The 17,297-nt window shown below is 64.5% G+C and carries 16 protein-coding genes; 7 read left to right on the top strand and 9 right to left on the bottom strand.

Going from position 1 to position 17,297, the window contains the following annotated elements:
- The first annotated feature begins 15 nt into the window (after window positions 1–15).
- From M2267_RS24725 to M2267_RS24750, 6 genes are all read left to right on the top strand, one after another.
- Window positions 16–666 carry a hydrolase gene (locus tag M2267_RS24725; protein WP_043623178.1) on the top strand — a complete coding sequence of 217 codons (651 nt, stop codon included), beginning with the start codon at window positions 16–18 and terminating at the stop codon, window positions 664–666.
- Window positions 667–752: 86 nt separating this feature from the next.
- Window positions 753–1,040 (top strand): XapX domain-containing protein, encoded by a 288-nt coding sequence (locus M2267_RS24730; RefSeq protein WP_429118066.1) that lies wholly within the window; start codon window positions 753–755, stop codon window positions 1,038–1,040.
- Between the two features lie 2 nt (window positions 1,041–1,042).
- Window positions 1,043–3,025, top strand: a complete 1,983-nt coding sequence (locus M2267_RS24735) for an amidohydrolase (protein WP_429118069.1) — start codon at window positions 1,043–1,045, stop codon at window positions 3,023–3,025.
- A 356-nt stretch (window positions 3,026–3,381) separates the two neighbouring features.
- Complete coding sequence (locus M2267_RS24740) at window positions 3,382–3,768, top strand: DoxX family protein (RefSeq protein ID WP_429118326.1); 387 nt, start codon at window positions 3,382–3,384, stop codon at window positions 3,766–3,768.
- The gene (locus M2267_RS24745; RefSeq protein ID WP_429118072.1) at window positions 3,765–5,366 is read left to right on the top strand and encodes an MFS transporter; all 1,602 of its coding nucleotides are present in this window, start codon (window positions 3,765–3,767) and stop codon (window positions 5,364–5,366) included. The genes M2267_RS24740 and M2267_RS24745 overlap by 4 nt, the downstream gene beginning before the upstream one ends.
- A gap of 86 nt (window positions 5,367–5,452) precedes the next feature.
- The gene (locus M2267_RS24750) at window positions 5,453–6,283 is read left to right on the top strand and encodes an alpha/beta fold hydrolase (protein ID WP_429118075.1); all 831 of its coding nucleotides are present in this window, start codon (window positions 5,453–5,455) and stop codon (window positions 6,281–6,283) included.
- Between the two features lie 219 nt (window positions 6,284–6,502).
- Here M2267_RS24750 and M2267_RS24755 read toward each other — a convergent pair whose 3' ends face one another.
- Window positions 6,503–7,144, bottom strand: coding sequence for a DUF5074 domain-containing protein (locus M2267_RS24755; RefSeq protein ID WP_429118078.1), 642 nt, complete (start codon window positions 7,142–7,144; stop codon window positions 6,503–6,505).
- Window positions 7,145–7,154: 10 nt separating this feature from the next.
- On the bottom strand, window positions 7,155–8,375 hold the full coding sequence (locus M2267_RS24760) for a helix-turn-helix domain-containing protein (protein WP_429118080.1): 1,221 nt from the start codon (window positions 8,373–8,375) through the stop codon (window positions 7,155–7,157).
- A 332-nt stretch (window positions 8,376–8,707) separates the two neighbouring features.
- Between M2267_RS24760 and M2267_RS24765 the strand changes: the two genes are divergently transcribed.
- Window positions 8,708–9,922, top strand: a complete 1,215-nt coding sequence (locus M2267_RS24765; RefSeq protein ID WP_429118082.1) for an MFS transporter — start codon at window positions 8,708–8,710, stop codon at window positions 9,920–9,922.
- An 81-nt stretch (window positions 9,923–10,003) separates the two neighbouring features.
- On the opposite strand, the gene M2267_RS24770 is transcribed toward M2267_RS24765, so the two are convergent.
- The 7 genes from M2267_RS24770 to M2267_RS24800 all read right to left on the bottom strand — a co-directional run bounded on the left by M2267_RS24770 (window position 10,004) and on the right by M2267_RS24800 (window position 17,200).
- Complete coding sequence (locus M2267_RS24770; RefSeq protein ID WP_429118084.1) at window positions 10,004–11,308, bottom strand: CynX/NimT family MFS transporter; 1,305 nt, start codon at window positions 11,306–11,308, stop codon at window positions 10,004–10,006.
- Window positions 11,305–11,982: a FadR/GntR family transcriptional regulator gene (locus M2267_RS24775; RefSeq protein WP_429118087.1), complete on the bottom strand. Its 678-nt coding sequence runs from the start codon at window positions 11,980–11,982 to the stop codon at window positions 11,305–11,307. Before M2267_RS24775 ends, M2267_RS24770 begins: the two co-directional genes overlap by 4 nt.
- Window positions 11,983–12,232: 250 nt before the next feature.
- Window positions 12,233–12,574, bottom strand: a complete 342-nt coding sequence (locus M2267_RS24780) for a slr1659 superfamily regulator (RefSeq protein WP_043624455.1) — start codon at window positions 12,572–12,574, stop codon at window positions 12,233–12,235.
- Window positions 12,575–12,587: 13 nt separating this feature from the next.
- Window positions 12,588–13,148 carry a slr1658 superfamily regulator gene (locus M2267_RS24785; RefSeq protein ID WP_043624452.1) on the bottom strand — a complete coding sequence of 187 codons (561 nt, stop codon included), beginning with the start codon at window positions 13,146–13,148 and terminating at the stop codon, window positions 12,588–12,590.
- Between the two features lie 4 nt (window positions 13,149–13,152).
- The gene (locus M2267_RS24790; RefSeq protein ID WP_043624450.1) at window positions 13,153–15,513 is read right to left on the bottom strand and encodes a SpoIIE family protein phosphatase; all 2,361 of its coding nucleotides are present in this window, start codon (window positions 15,511–15,513) and stop codon (window positions 13,153–13,155) included.
- A complete protein-coding gene (locus M2267_RS24795; RefSeq protein WP_429118091.1) occupies window positions 15,510–16,685 on the bottom strand; it encodes a methyltransferase domain-containing protein in 1,176 nt (391 codons plus the stop codon). The genes M2267_RS24790 and M2267_RS24795 overlap by 4 nt, the downstream gene beginning before the upstream one ends.
- Window positions 16,682–17,200 carry a hypothetical protein gene (locus tag M2267_RS24800; protein WP_034790260.1) on the bottom strand — a complete coding sequence of 173 codons (519 nt, stop codon included), beginning with the start codon at window positions 17,198–17,200 and terminating at the stop codon, window positions 16,682–16,684. Before M2267_RS24800 ends, M2267_RS24795 begins: the two co-directional genes overlap by 4 nt.
- Window positions 17,201–17,297 lie beyond the last annotated feature (97 nt).

Below are 17,297 nucleotides of genomic sequence, written 5' to 3' on the forward strand. Positions count from 1 at the left end.
TAAGAGGTCACGACCATGTCTGCGACAGCGACCCCCGGCAAACTCCTCGTCTCGCCCAAGGACCACACCCTGATCATGATCGACTTCCAGTCGCAGATGTCTTTTGCGACCAAGTCGATCGATGCGGTGCTCCTGCGCAACAACGCAGCACTCGTCGCCAATGCGGCGGCCGGTTTCGGCGTTTCGACCATCCTCACAACGGTTGCCGAAAAGACCTTCTCCGGCCCGATGTTCTCCGAGATCACCGATGCCTTCCCGGGCCAGAAACTGCTGGACCGCACCTCGATGAACACCTGGGAAGACGCGGCCGTGATCGAAGAGGTCAACCGCATCGGCAAGAAGCGCCTCGTCATGTGCGGGCTGTGGACCTCGGTCTGCATCGTCGGCCCGACACTTTCGGCGCTCGACCAGGGCTTCGAGGTCTATGTCATCGCGGATGCCTGCGGCGACGTTTCGGACGAGGCGCACGAGCGGGCGATGGACCGCATGGTGCAGGCCGGCGTCCGACCGATGACCTCGCTGCAATACATGCTCGAGCTGCAGCGTGACTGGGCGCGCACCGAGACCTACGACATGACCACCGGTATCGCCAAGAAGTTCGGCGGTTCGTATGGCCTCGGCATCATCTACGCCAAGTCGATGTTCGGCGCGTCCGAAGGCCACTGACAGAACGCCTCCGCGCTCTAGATTAACGCTCTGGCCGCCGCGCTGCGGCCGGAGCGGCACCTTTTTCCCGTGAAGGAGTTGTGGCGATGAAGATGTACCTTCTCTCGCTCGGAGCCGGGCTGCTCGTCGGCGTCATCTATGCGCTGCTCAATGTCCGCTCGCCGGCGCCGCCGGTCATCGCGCTGATCGGTCTGCTCGGCATTCTCATCGGGGAGCAGTCCGTGCCCCTGGTCAAGCGCGCCCTGTCGGGCGAGCCGGTCAACCTCTCCTGGTTCAATCGGCAGTGCATGCCGCATGTGTTCGGCCATCTGCCCGGCGGGCAGGCCGCGGCTGGCGTGGTGAAAGATGCAACCGGCAACGACGAGAGGGCCTGACGATGCCGACAAGACGCTCGTTCCTCGGCGCTGCCTCGTCGCTGGCGCTGCCCGCTCTCTTCCCGTCGGCTCGCACCGCCGGCGCCCAACAGACCGGAGATACCTCGATGACGCCCGACCTGATCCTTCACAACGGCCAAGTGACGACGCTCGACCGCGCCAACCCGACGGCCACCGCCGTTGCCGTTAAGGACGGCCTGATCCTCGCTGTCGGTGACGACAGGACGATCATGGCGCTGGCGGGCTCAGGCACAAAGACGATCGACCTCAAAGGCAAGCGCGTCCTGCCGGGCTTGAACGACAACCATACCCACGTCGTGCGCGGCGGCCTCAACTTCAACATGGAGCTGCGCTGGGACGGCGTGCGCTCGCTCGCCGATGCGATGGACATGCTGAAGCGGCAGGTGGCGATCACGCCGGCGCCGCAATGGGTGCGCGTCGTCGGCGGCTTCACCGAGCACCAGTTCGCCGAAAAGCGGTTGCCGACGATCGACGAGATCAACGCGGTCGCGCCCGATACGCCGGTGTTCCTGCTGCATCTCTATGACCGGGCGCTGCTCAACGCCGCGGCGCTACGCGCCGTCGGCTACACCAGGGACACGCCGAACCCGCCGGGCGGCGAGATCACTCGCGACGCCAGCGGCAACCCGACGGGGCTGCTCTTGGCCAAGCCCAATGCCGGCATCCTCTATTCGACGCTCGCCAAGGGGCCGAAGCTGCCCTTCGACTATCAGGTCAACTCGACCCGTCATTTCATGCGCGAGCTCAACCGGCTCGGCGTCACCAGCGTCATCGACGCCGGCGGCGGCTTCCAGAACTACCCGGACGACTATGCCGTCATCCAGAAGCTCTCGGACGAGGGCCAGATGACGGTGCGGCTTGCCTACAACCTCTTCACCCAGAAGCCGAAGCAGGAGAAGGACGACTTCCTGAAATGGACGTCGTCGGTCAAATACAAGCAGGGCAACGACTATTTCCGCCACAACGGTGCCGGCGAGATGCTGGTGTTTTCCGCCGCCGACTTCGAGGACTTCCGCGAGCCGCGCCCGGACATGCCGCCGGAGATGGAGGGCGAACTCGAAGAAGTCGTGCGCATCCTTGCCGAGAACCGCTGGCCCTGGCGACTGCACGCCACCTATGACGAGACGATCACCCGTGCGCTCGACGTCTTCGAGAAGGTCAACCGGGATATCCCGCTTGAGGGCATCAACTGGTTCTTCGACCATGCCGAGACGATCTCCGACCGCTCGATCGACCGGATCGCCGCCCTTGGCGGCGGCATCGCCGTGCAGCACCGCATGGCCTATCAGGGCGAGTACTTCGTCGAGCGCTACGGCCATGGTGTCGCTGAAGCGACGCCGCCGGTGGCCAAGATGCTGGCAAAGGGCGTCAACGTCTCCGCCGGCACCGATGCGACCCGCGTCGCATCCTACAACCCCTGGGTTTCGCTGTCGTGGATGGTGACCGGCAAGACTGTCGGCGGCCTGCAGCTCTACCCGCGCGCCAACTGCCTCGACCGCGAAACGGCGCTTCGGATGTGGACCGAAAAGGTGCAGTGGTTCTCCAACGAGGAAGGCAAGAAGGGGCGGATCGAGAAGGGGCAGTTCGCCGACCTGATCGTACCGAACAAGGATTTTTTCAACTGCGCCGAGGACGAGATCTCGTTCCTGACCTCGGAACTGACCATGGTCGGCGGCAAGATCGTCTATGCGGCCGGCGACTTCGCCTCTCACGACGAGAACTCGGTGCCGCCGGCAATGCCCGACTGGTCGCCGGTTCGCACCTTCGGCGGCTATGCCGCCTGGGGTGAGCCCGAGGGCGCCGGCGAGCGCTCGCTCCGGCGCACCGCGATCACGTCCTGCGGCTGCGCCAGCGATTGCGGCGTCCATGGTCACGACCACGCCGGCGCCTGGACGTCGAAACTGCCGATCGCCGACCTCAAGGGCTTCTTCGGCGCGCTCGGCTGTTCCTGCTGGGCGGTGTAGCGGAAGGGAGACGCAAAATGCGGACGATAGCCGGTACCGTGGCGATGGCCGCGGTCTCACTCCTGATCAACGCATCGCTCGGACCGAAGGGTGCCTCTGCCTCGCCAACCGAGGGCCTCCGGCACCCTTCTGCGAAAGTCGTCGTGAACCATCCACCGGCAAAGCACGGTGCCTACTACCCGGGCATATCCCAGAGCGCGATCACGCCTTTGAAGTGGCCGAAAACCCGATGAGGACGGCCTTGCCGCCCATCAAGCCGAAGACCGCCTGACAAGGAAACGAAAGATTTGAGCCTCTCTTCCCTCGAAAACCATCTCGCTGCTCGCCTTCGACCGGGCCGTTCCGGCAACCCCGTCATGTTCGTCGGATTGCTGGCGCTTTGCTCGGCCTACATCCAGGGACCCTTGACGAAGATCTTCGACTTCCCGGGCGCGCTTGCCGAGATGGAGCATTTCGGCCTCCATCCGGCGCCGCTCTTTGCGGTCGGCGTCATCGTTTTTGAGCTTATGATGTCGGCGCTGATCCTCTCGGGATTTTATCGCTGGGCGGCGGCAGGCGCGCTTGCGGCCTTCACGCTCGCCGCCACCTTGCTTGCCTTCCGCTTCTGGGAGCTGCCGCCCGGCATGGAGCGTGCGATGGCGACAAACGGCTTCTTCGAGCATATCGGCCTTGCCGGCGCCTTCGTGCTCGTTGCACTCTATGATCTGCGCGAACGTGCATTCACGGGGAGGGGCGGCCAATGACGCAGGCAGCGACCAACAATGCCGGCACCTTCGCGCCCTTGCGCCAGAAGGTCTTCGCCGTCCTCTGGGTGGCGACGATTATCGGCAATACCGGCAGCTTCATCCGCGATGTCGCCAGCTCCTGGCTTGTCACTGACCTGTCGGCAACCCCCGCTGCCGTCTCGATGATTCAGGCGGCCGCGACGCTGCCGATCTTCCTGCTCGCCATTCCCGCCGGCGTTCTCTCCGATATTCTCGACCGCCGCAAATTCCTGATCGTCGTACAGTTCCTGCTCGCCTCCGCGAGCCTTTGCCTGTTGTTCCTCTCCGCAAGCGGACTGCAGTCGGTGACCTCGCTGATTGCGCTGACCTTCGTCGGCGGCATCGGCGCAGCGCTCGTTGCCCCCACCTGGCAGGCGATCGTGCCGGAGCTCGTGTCGCGGCCGGACGTCAAGGGTGCGGTCGCGCTGAACTCGCTGGGCATCAACATCTCCCGCGCGATTGGGCCGGCGCTTGGCGGCCTGCTGCTTGCCTGGTTCGGCGCCGCGGTCACCTATGGCGTCGATGTCATCAGCTATGTCTTCGTCATTGCCGCCTTGGTCTGGTGGCGGCGGCAGGTGCCGGAGGACGACGCGCTCGCCGAGCGCTTTCTTGGCGCCTTCCGCGCCGGGCTGCGCTATGCGCGCGCCAGCCGCGAGCTGCACGTGGTGCTTTTGCGCGCAGCCGTGTTCTTCGCCTTTTCAAGTGCGATCTGGGCGCTGCTGCCACTGGTCGCCCGCCAGCTTCTCGGCGGTGGCGCCAGCTTCTACGGCATCCTGCTCGGCGCCGTCGGCGCCGGCGCGATCGGCGGCGCGCTGTTGATGCCGCGGCTGCGCGCGCGAATGGATGCCGACGGGCTGTTGCTGTTGTCGGCGGTCCTGACTGCCGCCGTCATGGGCGTGCTTTCCTTCGCACCGGCGCAATGGGTGGCGGTGGCGGCGCTGCTCGTTTGTGGTGCGGCCTGGATCACGGCGTTGACGACGCTGAACAGCACCGCGCAAGCGATCCTGCCCAACTGGGTGCGCGGCCGCACGCTCGCCGTCTATCTGACCGTCTTCAATGGCGCGATGACCGGCGGCAGCCTTGCCTGGGGCGCGACAGCCTCCGCGATCGGTGTGCCCTTCACGCTGGCCGTTGCGGCCATCGGCCTTCTCTGCGTCGGCTTCGCCTTCCACGCCATGAAGCTGCCGAAAGGCGAGGCGGACCTCATTCCTTCCAACCATTGGCCGGAGCCGCTGACCAGCGAGCCGGTCGAACACGACCGCGGACCGGTTCTCGTCCTGATCGAATACACGATCGACAAGGCGGATCGGTCCGAGTTTCTGAAGGCGCTCGCCCGCCTGTCGCACGAGCGGCGGCGCGACGGCGCTTATGGCTGGGGCGTGACCGAGGACGCGGCCGATCCCGGGCGCCTCGTTGAATGGTTCATGGTCGAATCCTGGGCCGAACACCTGCGTCAGCACAAGCGCGTGTCGAAGGCCGATGCCGACATTCAGGACGACGTCCGCCGCTACCACAAGGGGCCGGCCGCGCCGGTCGTCAACCACTTTCTCGCGATCAACCATCCCCATCTCGGTTGACGCGGACCGCACGTCCCGGCGCGAATCCCGCGCCGGGGGCCAGATCTCGAAGACATGTACCCAACCCAAACAAAGGAACCGTTCCCATGACCGAGAACTTCGTCAGGACTGAAGACGGCGTCGATATCTTCTACAAGGATTGGGGCTCGGGCCAGCCCATCGTCTTTCACCACGGCTGGCCGCTGTCGGCGGACGACTGGGACGCGCAGATGCTCTTTTTCGTCAACAAGGGCTTTCGCGTCATCGCCCACGACCGCCGTGGTCATGGCCGTTCGACGCAGGTGAGCGAGGGCCACGACATCGCCCATTATGCGAAGGACGTTGCGGCGGTGACCACCAAGCTCGGCCTCAGCGATGCCATCCACATCGGCCACTCCACCGGTGGCGGAGAAGCGGTGGCGTATGTGGCCCGCCATGGCGGCGGCCGGGTTTCCAAGCTGATCATCGTCGGCGCCGTACCGCCGATCATGGTCAAGACCGAGAACAATCCGGGTGGCCTGCCGATCGAAGTGTTCGACGGTTTCCGGGCGGCGCTTGCTGCCAACCGGGCGCAATTCTTCCTCGACGTTCCGAGCGGTCCGTTCTACGGCTACAACCGGCCGGGTGCTGAGGCGTCGCAGGGCGTCATCAGCAACTGGTGGCGCCAGGGCATGATGGGCAGCGCCAAGGCGCACTACGAAGGCATCAAGGCCTTCTCGGAAACCGACTTCACCGAGGATCTGAAGGCGATCGACGTGCCGACGCTCGTGATGCACGGTGACGACGACCAGATCGTGCCGATCGACGACAGCGCGCGACTGGCGGTGAAGCTGCTGAAGAACGGCACGCTCAAGGTCTATGAGGGTTATCCACATGGCATGTTGACAACCCATGCCGATGTCATCAATCCCGACCTGCTCGCCTTCATTAAGGCCTAAAGCTCGGGCACGGTCCGCGGTGTCCGGGTATTGCGGACCGTGCCGGGACAACGCTACTGCATGGTTCCCTATTCATCGCCGGTTTTGCGGACGGAACATGCAGCGCTTCGAAGCGCTACAGCGCCCTCTATGCGCCTCAAAGGCGCGCGGCGCTGTAGTGCCGGCGCCGCACCGACAGCGGCGCGCAGCCGCGCCGATCCCTGGATCTTATCGCGAGTTTCAGCGCGCCCGCTTCGGCCGGCGAACCGCCCGGACGACGCCGCTCGGCCCCCCGCCACAGAAGAAGCGTTCGCCGCCATCGGACTCGAGGCCCGAGACGCCCATTCCCGACGGCATGGCGACCGTTTCAAGTACGGCTCCCGTTTGCGGATCGATGCGCCTGAGATCGCTTTCGTCGCGTTCCCAGGTGCCGTGCCAAAGTTCGCCGTCGACCCAGGTCACCCCAGTCACCACGCGCTTGGATTCGATCGTGCGCAGGATTGCGCCGTTCTCGGGATCGATCTGATGAATTTTGCGTCCCCGATGCTGTCCGACCCAAAGCGTGCCCTCGGCCCAGGCGAGGCCGGAATCGCCGCCGCCGCCCGGTGCCGGGATCGTTGCGAGAATTTTCCCGGTTTCCGGATCGATCTTCTGGATGCGATCTTCGGCAATCTGGAAGAGGTGCTTGCCGTCAAACGCGGTGCCGGCATGGGCGGCGACGTCGATCGAACGGACAGGCGCACCGTTTTCCGGGTCGAAGGCGTTGATCGTGTCACCGGCGGCAAACCACACGTTGCGGCCGTCGAAGGTGACGCCGTGGACCTGGTCTGCCCCGGGGAACGGGCCATAGATCTGGATGATTTCGGCTTCGGATCTTTTCATGTGTCTGATCCTATTCGTTTGGCAAAGGGCCGGGGAGTAACAAGACTGTCGGGAATGCGGCAATGGGCGGCACGACCCAGCGCCGTGCCCGCCCGCGCCCGATCGGTATAACCTTGCCTTGCGAGGCGAGTTCTTCGAGGGCCCGCTGCACGGTGCGCGCGCTGGCATCGAGCGCGATCGCGAGCGCCGAACTCGACCAGGCCTCGCCATCCGCCAGCAGCGCCTGCATGGTCGCATGCCGCTCGTCGACGGGCGGCGCAAGGACGACAACCTTGTGCTTGCCGTGCGGCACCAGCCGAAAGCCGTCGCTCGTCGCCTTGATATCTGCAAGCGGTCGCAGCTCCTCGCGCAGCCGGCCGATTTCGACGCGCAGCCTTGCCCGGTGGGATTCGTCGACATGCCGTGCGCCGAAGGCGCGGGCAAGCAAGGTGCGCCGCGAGACATCTCCCGGCCAGGCTTCGCCAAGCGTGCGCGCCAGCGCAAAGAGCACCGGCCGGGTGGCAAGCGTGCACAGGGTCGCTTGTCTTCTGACGAGGTTCCGGCAGGCATCGATGACAAGGGCGCCGGAAGCAAGCAGCTCTTCGACCTCGCCCAGCTGCAGCGAACGCTCTTCTCCGTCCGCCATCAGGCGGGCAGCCGGCGCTCTGAGTACGGCGGCCGCGTTTTCGACTTCGAGGATCAGGGCGGGAATGCCAGTCGCCCGTGCCGCCGCGTCCGCGCGCCTGAAGGCGGCGGTGGCGGCCTCGGTCCGCAACCGGCGCACCGCGATGCCGGCGAGCGCCAGTTCGTGGGCGGCTTTCGACAGCGGTGTCAGTCGAGCCGTATCGATGCCGGCAAGAAGGCCCTCGGCCTCGTCCAACCGGCCGATCAAGAGCAGCCGGCGCGCGCCGAGATTGCGGGCGTGGGCGGCATTGAGGTGGTCGCCATGGGCTTCGAGCGTCGAGCGAGCGGCGTCGAGCGCTCGCATCGGCCAGGAGAGATCGCGGGAGACGATGGCGATCTCCGCCTCGGCGACGATGCACCGGGCCCGCGCCACCGCTTCCTTGGGGCCGAAGGCGCGCGCGGCGTTTTTCAGCAGAACCTTTGCGCGGGTGAAGTCGCCAAGCTGGGCCATGGCAATGCCGCGCAGCGCCAGTGCCGGCGGATCGTCACGCAGCGCCACCCGCTTCAGCGCGCCGAGCGGATCGCCCGACGCCAGTGCGCGCGCTGCGGCCGTGATCAGCGAATCCATCGAAATCCCGTCACACTTGTCACTCCCGCAAGCCGTGTCCCAGCCTTTATCTATCTCTCCGGTGGCAACCGACAACAGAAAGAAGCTTGGCCGCACAATCAAGCGGAAACAGTCGGGCAAGCAGTCGATGCGTGCCTTCAAGGCTGCATCGAAGGTGAATCTGCAACTATTATGAAATTCTTTCGGAGCTCCTGTCGGCTCGGTGCCGGCGCGAGCGTCTTTCAATGGGGCGGATGCGGGGGATGTCCCAGGTACGATCCGCCACGCGATCAGGTTGCATAATTTGTCGGCGTGGCCGGACGACCGGCCGGGCAGCTTCAAGGAGATTTGCAATGACCAATTCGCATTACCGTTGGGTCATCGTGGCGGCGGGCGGGCTGCTCGGCTGCCTGGCGATCGGCGCCATGTTTTCGCTTCCGGTGTTCCTGCTGCCGATTTCGCGTGACACCGGCTGGTCGGTGACCGGCGTTTCGAGCGCCATGACCATCGGCTTCCTGGCCATGGCCTTTGCCAGCATCGCCTGGGGCAGCCTTTCCGACCGGTGGGGCGCACGCCCGATCGTGCTCATTGGCTCGGTGCTCCTGGCCGGCAGCCTGATGGCGGCAAGCTGGGCGCCTTCGCTGATCGCCTTCCAGATCCTCTTCGGTGTCGTCGTCGGCACGGCGACGGCTGCGATCTTTGCGCCGATGATGGCCTGCGTGACTGGCTGGTTCGACACGCATCGGAGCCTCGCGGTCTCGCTCGTGTCTGCCGGGATGGGCATGGCGCCGTTGACGATGTCGCCCTTCGCCGCCTGGCTGGTTTCCGCCTACGACTGGAGGACCGCTCTCCAGATCATCGCGCTCGTCGTCGCCGTCATCATGATCCCGGTCTCGTTCCTCGTTCGCCAGGCACCGGCCCTTGCCGGCGGCGCTGCCGCGGCGTCGCCCGAGGAAGAGCCGCAGTCGTCGATGACGACCAGCCAGGTGCTGAAATCGCCGCTCTTCATCATCCTGCTTCTGACCAACTTCTTCTGCTGCGCCACCCATTCCGGCCCGATCTTCCACACGGTGAGCTACGCGATTACCTGCGGAATTCCGGTCATGGCGGCTGTGTCGATCTACAGCATCGAGGGCCTCGCCGGCATGGGCGGCCGCGTCGTCTTCGGTCTGCTCGGCGACCGTTTCGGGGCCAAGCGCGTGCTGGTTTTCGGGCTTCTGGCCCAGGCCTTTGGCGCGCTTGCCTATGTCTTTGCCGCCGGGCTCGGCTCGTTCTATGCGGTCGCGGCCCTGTTCGGCTTCATCTATGCGGGCGTCATGCCGCTTTATGCGGTGCTTGCGCGTGAGAATTTCCCGCTGCGGATGATGGGGACGGTGATCGGCGGAACGGCCATGGCCGGCAGCCTCGGCATGGCGACGGGACCGATTGCCGGGGGTCTGATCTATGATGCGCTGGCGAGCTACACCTGGCTCTACATCGGCTCCTGGGGCATCGGCCTCGGCGCGTTCCTGATCGCGCTCACCTTCCGGCCGGCGCCGCGCTACCAGCCGGTGGCGGCCGCGGCCTGATCTGATCGCTGACCGCGAGAAAAAGGGCTCCGCCTGGGAAGGGGGAGCCCTTTGGATTGTTCTAACTCCAATCCGTCCGTCTTAGCGCTCATCTATCCGGACGGTTCGCGCACCGACATGCAGCGCCCGTCCCGCGCCCATTCCCATGATCGCCACGCCGATGCCGAGCGCGATGAAGAGAATGGCGCTGGCGGCGAAGCTGCCGGTCCAACTGCGGATGAAGCCGACAAGCAGCGGGCCAATGGCGGCAAGCACGTAGCCGACGCCCTGGGCCATGCCGGAGAGATGCGCCGCCACGTGGGAATCCGGCGAGCGCAACACGATGAGTGTCATCGCCGCGGCAATGAGGCCACCCTGGCCGATCCCTTGCAGAACGGCCCAGACGAGCACCGTCGAGAGCGGCGCAAAGAGGATGCCGATCAGCGCGATGACGGCAGCGGCGACGAGCGCCACGCAGACGGCGCGCTGATCTCGACGACGGACGGCGAAGGAAGGCACGAGCAGGCATGTGACGACCTGCATCATGATCGAGGCGGAGACGACCGCGCCGGCGGTTGCGGCATCGAGGCCACGCTCACGCAGGATCGGGGCCATCCAGCCGAAGACGCAATAGGCGAGCGCGGATTGCAGACCCATGAACAGCGTCACCTGCCAGGCGAGCCGATCGCGCCAGAGGCCGACGACGCGGAAGCCGCTGTGGCGGGCTTGCGCCTTGCCGCGCAGCGCCTGCGGCGCCCAGATCATCAGCACGATGAGGGCGGGTACCGCCCAGGCCGCAAGCGCGCCGGACCAGGAGCCGACCACATGGTGTTCGATCGTCAGCGTCAGGCCGGCCGCGCTGGCAGCACCGGCGCACAGCGCCATGGTGTAGAGCCCCGTCATCATCGCGGCTCGGTCGGGAAAGTCACGCTTGACGAGGCCGGGAAGCAGCACGTTGCCGATCGCGATCGCCGCGCCCGCGGCAAATGTCGAAAGGAAAAGCAACGGCACGGACTGAACACCGCGCAGACCCGTGCCGAGCGTGAGCAGGACGAGGACCCCGAGAAGCGTGCGTTCGGCGCCGAAGCGTTGGGCGAGCTTCGGCGCAAGCGGCGCGAAGAGGCCAAGGCAGAGCACCGGGAGCGTGGTGAGCACGCTGGCGCTGGCGGTGGAAAGGCCGGTCGCCTGCATCACCTCGGGCAGCAGCACCGAGAGGCTCGAAAACAGCGGCCTGAGGTTGAAGGCGATGAGCACGAGGCTGGCGCCCAGCAGGATGCGGGCGTTGCGGCTCAGCACCGGTGGCTGCGGGGCTGGCAGGCTGTCGGCCTCGGCATCGATCAACTGGTCTTCGATGTCCAGCGGTTCGGCGGCTTCGGCTTTGTGGGGGTCGCGAAAAGTCTGGTTCATTGGGAAAGTAGCCGATCAAGTTCAGCGAGGACGGGGGCCATGAACGCCCGAACGGCGGCCGCGGCCTTGTCCGGGTCACTGGTCGCTATGGCCTCGACGATGGCCGCATGCGCCCGGTCGTCCGGCTCCGGCAGGTCGCCCGACAGCGTCGAGTGGATGGTTTCGAGAATGGCCGAGGTGAAAAAGTCATAGAGCTCGACGATCGCCCTGTTGCCGGAGGCTTCGACGATCGACCGGTGGAAGGCGATATCGCGTCGGCCGAAGGCCTCACGCCCGTCATCGGCAACCGTGCCGCGGGCGAGAAGAAGGCGCTTCATCTGTTCCAGGTCCTTGGGCGTATGCCGAAGCGCCGCCAGGCGGGCGGCTTCCACGTCGAGGGCCGCGCGCGCCTCCCACTGGTCGCGCAGGCTCGCCCGCTTGACGCGGTCAAGCGCGCCGGAACTGTCGACCGTCGAGCGGACATAGGTGCCGGAGCCCTGGCGGGCGTCGAGCAACCCTTTCGAAATCAGCACTCGAACGGCCTCGCGCACGGTCCCGCGGCTCACCGCCAGGAGTTCCGTCAGCGCCGTCTCGTTGGGTATGCGCTCGCCAATGGCCCAGCGACCACTGAGGATTTCCGCCCGCAGGCTTTCGGCAGCGCTCTCGGCAAGGCTCGTACGATTGATCGGTTGCATCGTCTGCTCATCAAGTCATCAGATGATTTGACTGATAGGGCGAGGCGTTCGGAGAGTCAAGCGTGACAGAGAGAGAGAGAGAGAGAGAGAGAGAGAGAAAGGTGTAGCGGGCGCACGACTGGTCTCGGCGACCGGATTTGTCGGCGGCTGGTGCGTGAGCCTTAGCTTCGCAGAACGGCAGTCGCGCGCCGGTGGGGCGCGCGATGCTCAGGCTTTAACTCCGGGAACGGGTTCCCGGCACGGTGCGATCTCAGTTGAGCCTGAGATCGAGACCGGGGTGCAGCTTCTTGAGGTTCGGCAGCGATTTCGACTGCCACGGGATCTCCGAGGTTCCGCGCACCGTCAATTGCACGTTCGGGCGGTTGCGTGCCTCGATCGTCAGCTTGGCGAGCAGGTTGATCCCGGACGAGTTCAGGAACTGCAGTTCGGTGAGGTCGATCGTGACGTGCTCGGGCTCGGTCTCCAGCACGCCCATCACCGTCGAGAAGATCGGCGCGTAGGCTTCCGTTCCCGGCAGCCGCATCGTGCCTTCAAAATGAATATCGTTGCCTTCGGACCAAACGCGATACTCTTCTTCGTCCTTGTTTTCCATGTTCACCGGCTCATCAGTTCGAGAGGTCTGGGACCGCAATGGAGGCATAAGTCTCCAATGAGGTTTCGCCGTCGTCACCCTGGGCGCCAAAAACCCAAGCGAAACGAACGCCATAATCGCTCATCAGCGTCAAAAGACCAAGCCCCGAGCCGCTCTTGCCGAGCCCGGTTGCGTTGGCTTCGATGCGCTCGATGAGCAGATCGCCCGGGTCGCCGTCGGCGATCTCGGACAAAAGATCCTGGAAGCGCGCAGCCGCTTCGTTGTCGATCACGTTCGACACTTTCGTGCGGAAGCTTTGGGCCTCGAGGGCGGCCTCGACGACTACGGACCCGGAAGCGCGGAACTTCACGGCATTCTCGACCAGTTCGTTGGTCAGGTAGCCGATGTTGTGGCGCACTTCCCGATAGGTGTTGCGCGACGCGCGGTAGCGCAGCGCCGCCAGTTCCGCGACGAAATCCGAAGCCATGGCGCAATGCTTCCAGCTGAGATCCAGCGGCCCGTCGTAAAGACGCAGCCGGGTCATCTTCTGGTGGGCGCCGATCGTCAGGTCCGCCAGTCCGTAGAGCGTGGTCATCTGATCACCTGTGTCTCATGACGACGAGTGTGATGTCGTCGTAGATCTTCTGCTTGCCGATATGCGCCATCAGGTCCTCGATGATACCCGATTTGACGTCCTCGGCGCTCTGTCCGTAAAACTTTCCGGCACTCTCGCACAGTCGCTCGATGCCAAACAGTTCGCCCTTGGCGTTCGCAGCCTCGGTCACGCCGTCCGTGTGCAGCACGATCATGTCGCCGCGGCCGAAGGAGATCTCGCGGGTGGCAACAAAGCGCGAAATGTCCGATTCCAGGCCGATCGGCAGGCCGAGGTCGAGCGTGTCGATCCGCTCGATTTCAGCCCCCTTGCGCACGACGATCAGTTCCTCGTGCTGCCCCGACAGCGTCAGGCGGCCGGCGTCGTAGTCGAGGAAGGCGAGCGACAGATGCTTGTCGGTGTTGGTGCGCACGATGTTCTTGTAGATGGCGCGGTTGAGGCGGTTGAGGAACTGCTCCGGGTCCATGTCGCCGGCTTCCTGCAGGGCTCTTGCGACCGACTGCACCATCAGCATCAATACGCCGCTTTCAAGGCCATGACCGGTCACGTCGCCGATGCCGATCTTCAGCCGCTCGCCGTCGCGCAGCACGTCGTAGTAGTCGCCGCCCACCTCGTCGGCCGGTCGCATATAGGCGGCGATTTCGAGATCGGCGATTTCCGCGAGCTCGCCTGCCTTCGGCAGCACCATCATCTGGATCTGCTTGGCAACGGCAAGCTCGGCGCCGAGCCGAAGGTTCTCACTGCGCAACTGTGTGTTCAGCGTCGAAATCTGATGGTTGGCGTCCTCGAGCTGCTTGGTGCGTTCGGTCACCAGGTTTTCGAGGTTCTCGGTGTGGTAGCTGATCTCCTCAGCCATTCTGTTGAAGGCGATAGCGGCTTCACCGACTTCGTCGCGCGTGGTGATGGGCACACGGACGGAATAGTCCTTCGCTTCGATGCTGGTTGCCGCTCCGGCGAGCGCGCTGATGCCGCGGGTCACCCGCTTGGAGATGCCGAACACGGCGAGCGTGACGAACAGCAGCGAAGCGAGCAGGGCCAGGATCTGGTAGATGAGGATGCGGTTCGTCGCTTCGGAGATACTCGCCTGTGCCGCAAACAGCGAGGCGTAGATCTCCCGCTCCGGCACGACGATGCCGATCGACATGGTCTCGCGGCGCACAGGGCCGGATACCCAGAGGTTCTCCGGCTCGAGCTGCTTTAAGAGAATGAGATAGGGGACCTTCTCACCGGCTTCGTCGAGCAGCACCCGCTGAATGGCGCCATCGGTGCCGAGCGGCAGCTCTGCGATTGCGGGCTGCGCGCTGCGGCGCAGCGAGCGCTCCAGTCCGGTGACGCCTTGTCCACCCGTGTCGCTGGACCGCCGCAGGCCGATCACCTTTTCGCCGACCGGATTGATGGCAAGCACGTTGCCGTCGGACATGACAAGAAATCCGAAGCCGCTGTCGCCGACCTTGACGCTTTCGACAACCTCGGCCAGCTGGTCGAGCGTGATATCGGTTCCGGTCGCTCCGGCGACACCCTTGCGGTCGGGTGTCCAGAGCGGCTGGAAGAAACTGACGATCAGCTTGCCCGAGGCCGCATCGGTGTAGGGCGCCGTCTGCGTGGTATCGGCTGCAACGGGCCTGAGGCTTGGGTTCTTCGCCCATTCCTCCCAGGAGTCGTAGAGACCGGGGAAGAAGAAGTTCCAGAAGTTGGCTTCGTTATGGCCGGGGTAGAGACGGTCGAACGTCTGCGCCTGGTCCGCATAGGGCGCCATCCGCAAGATCGGCCGTTCCTTTGGCCCGACGTAGTACATCTGCAGTTTGGAGCGGCCGTGCGCAAGCAAGGCAGGCGCAACCAGATCGAGAACGGCACTGTTCTCGATATCGGCCTGCACCTCGGGCAGGGGTCGGTGGTCGGGGCCGAGCAGATAGCTCCACACGCTTACGCTCGAGAGCTGCCCCGGAAGGTTCTGCGCCCATCCACCTTTGGCATCGTAGGTGACGGTAACGGATTCCGGTGCATGCCGCGCAAGCGCTTCACCGACGTCGGAGCGGCGCACGGGGCGGTCGATCTGCGCCTGGATTACGCCTGCGAGCGTGGCGACGTCGGCGTGAACCTGGCCGAGCAGAAGATTAACCCGCGCGGCCGTCGATTCCGCATAGGTGAGCATGTAATCTTCGTTGGCGTTTTGCAGGCCCTGTCCGACCTCCGCCGTCGCGTCGCGCGACAGCCTTTGAACGTTCCAGAGCGCCAGGCCGCCTGTCAGCAGGAGGTCGAAGAGCACGGCGCTGCCAACCACCAGCACGAACTTGGCGCGAAAGGATCTCAAACCGAACCGGGGACGTTGGATATTGCTCGCGTTCATAGTGGTTTGCGCCCGGACGCTGCCCAGATCGGCCAGCCCGCATAACCCTTCGGATGCAGGGCAGCGAAGACGTGATCCCGGAAGCCCTGACGGAACCGCTCAATGAATTCGGGTGTTTCGCCGTGCTTCACCGCCATGTCCGCAAACATCTTCTCCCAGCCGGCGATGATATCGGCGAAATCCTGTGGGTCACCGTCCAGATTGGTGACCATGAAGGATTCGACCAGGATGTCGTCGAAGCCCGTGTCGGCAAGATAACGCCGGCTCTTCGGCCCGAACTCCACATCGATCTCGAAATTGGTCAAAAGCCGCGCGAGCTCATTGTAGGTCCATTGGATGCTTTGCGCCCGCGGCTCGCCGAGGCAGTGCGAGTTCTTCTCGTTGGTGATGTAGACGCGGCCGCCCGGCTTCACGATCCGATAGAGTTCCTTGAGAAGAAGCTCCGGCTGATTGAAGACCTGCAGCGAGTGGCGGCAGCTCACGAAGTCGAACTGATTGTCCTCGAGCAGCATCTCCGAGGCGTCGCCGTAGGTGTATTCGATATCCGTCACGCCGAACTCGGCGGCCACCTTGCGGGCATAGGCGAGGCTCGGCTTCGAGTGGTCGAGGGCGACGATCCGCGACGGCTGGAACTCCTTCTGCGCGAGCACGGCGAAATCGCCGATGCCGCAGCAGATGTCGGCCACGGCGATGCCGGGCCGCATGCCGTGGCGCGGCAGGATGGTGCGCTCGTGACGCCAGGTCAATTTCGTCTGCGCGCGCAGGATTGGAATGAAGCTCGTATCCTCGAAATAGTCCTGGCCGGGATAGAACATCGAATCGTAGACCTCGACGGAGATCTGCGGCTCGATCGTGCTCAGGTGCCGGAACATGCGCGTCGTCCAGCTGACGACGCTTGAGGTGACGACGATCAGGCGCAGGTCCGACCGCTCCCGGCAGGCGTCGAGGGCCACCCGGATGAAGGCCTGGAAGGCCGTGTTGTTCATCTGGATGAGGCGCTTCACATCGATATAGAGAACGCCGCGCACCGTATCGATCGCTTCCCTCAGCGCATGGATACTCTCGGCGATCTCATCGATCGAACGCGGACGGATCGTTCCGGCAAGCGAGAAGATCTGGCTGTTCGGATCGAAATCGACCTTGAAACGCTGAGGAAGGCTCGCCGCGATCAACTCACCATTCCTTCAAGAGGAAGATCCACAATCAGGGTGATGGCTGGAGCGGCATCCTCGTCAAGCCGGAGCCGGGCGTCATAATTGACCGCGAGGTCCAGAAGCACCGATTCCCGGCTGGGGGCAAGGTCGTTGGAGATGGCGTCGAGATAGCGGGCCTGGGCATCGCTCTCACGGGTTTTCGAGACCGCCTCGCGATAGAAGCGCGCCTGACCAGGCGGGCATGGGAAGCTCAGCTGAACCCGCTCCGTGGCGCCCTGGCGATAGATCGACAGGCCGATCTTTCCGTCGGTGGTACCGCCGCGAAACGAAACTTCCAGAAGCTCGTTGAGGGCGGAGGAAAAGAAGTTCGAATGCCGGACCGGATCGGTCCTGTTGTGGCTGATCATCCGGGCGAGGTAGCTCGAGACATGATCGCAATGGTGCCAGTCCGAGAGGAAATCTTCCATCTCCATGTCGAACTGAAGCAACGGCTCGAAAGCCGTTTCCGTGGTCTTGTTGACACTAGCACCCATGCAGCAATGCCCTCCGCACCCCGAACTCTGCCACGGCCATACGCGACTTTCTATAATGATTTCTAACCACGCAACCCCGGGATCTTGCATGAAGACA

The organism is Ensifer sp. KUDG1 (genome assembly GCF_050434285.1).
GTDB lineage: Bacteria > Pseudomonadota > Alphaproteobacteria > Rhizobiales > Rhizobiaceae > Ensifer.

Coding starts and splice junctions, on each gene's coding strand:
- M2267_RS24755 (WP_429118078.1), bottom strand. CDS start 7,144: ATGAAAAGATCCGAAGCCGAAATCATCCAGATCTATGGCCCGTTCCCC.
- M2267_RS24780 (WP_043624455.1), bottom strand. CDS start 12,574: ATGGAAAACAAGGACGAAGAAGAGTATCGCGTTTGGTCCGAAGGCAAC.
- M2267_RS24770 (WP_429118084.1), bottom strand. CDS start 11,308: ATGAACCAGACTTTTCGCGACCCCCACAAAGCCGAAGCCGCCGAACCG.
- M2267_RS24745 (WP_429118072.1), top strand. CDS start 3,765: ATGACGCAGGCAGCGACCAACAATGCCGGCACCTTCGCGCCCTTGCGC.
- M2267_RS24760 (WP_429118080.1), bottom strand. CDS start 8,375: ATGGATTCGCTGATCACGGCCGCAGCGCGCGCACTGGCGTCGGGCGAT.
- M2267_RS24750 (WP_429118075.1), top strand. CDS start 5,453: ATGACCGAGAACTTCGTCAGGACTGAAGACGGCGTCGATATCTTCTAC.
- M2267_RS24785 (WP_043624452.1), bottom strand. CDS start 13,148: ATGACCACGCTCTACGGACTGGCGGACCTGACGATCGGCGCCCACCAG.
- M2267_RS24775 (WP_429118087.1), bottom strand. CDS start 11,982: ATGCAACCGATCAATCGTACGAGCCTTGCCGAGAGCGCTGCCGAAAGC.
- M2267_RS24740 (WP_429118326.1), top strand. CDS start 3,382: ATGTTCGTCGGATTGCTGGCGCTTTGCTCGGCCTACATCCAGGGACCC.
- M2267_RS24790 (WP_043624450.1), bottom strand. CDS start 15,513: ATGAACGCGAGCAATATCCAACGTCCCCGGTTCGGTTTGAGATCCTTT.
- M2267_RS24730 (WP_429118066.1), top strand. CDS start 753: ATGAAGATGTACCTTCTCTCGCTCGGAGCCGGGCTGCTCGTCGGCGTC.
- M2267_RS24725 (WP_043623178.1), top strand. CDS start 16: ATGTCTGCGACAGCGACCCCCGGCAAACTCCTCGTCTCGCCCAAGGAC.
- M2267_RS24800 (WP_034790260.1), bottom strand. CDS start 17,200: ATGGGTGCTAGTGTCAACAAGACCACGGAAACGGCTTTCGAGCCGTTG.
- M2267_RS24765 (WP_429118082.1), top strand. CDS start 8,708: ATGACCAATTCGCATTACCGTTGGGTCATCGTGGCGGCGGGCGGGCTG.
- M2267_RS24735 (WP_429118069.1), top strand. CDS start 1,043: ATGCCGACAAGACGCTCGTTCCTCGGCGCTGCCTCGTCGCTGGCGCTG.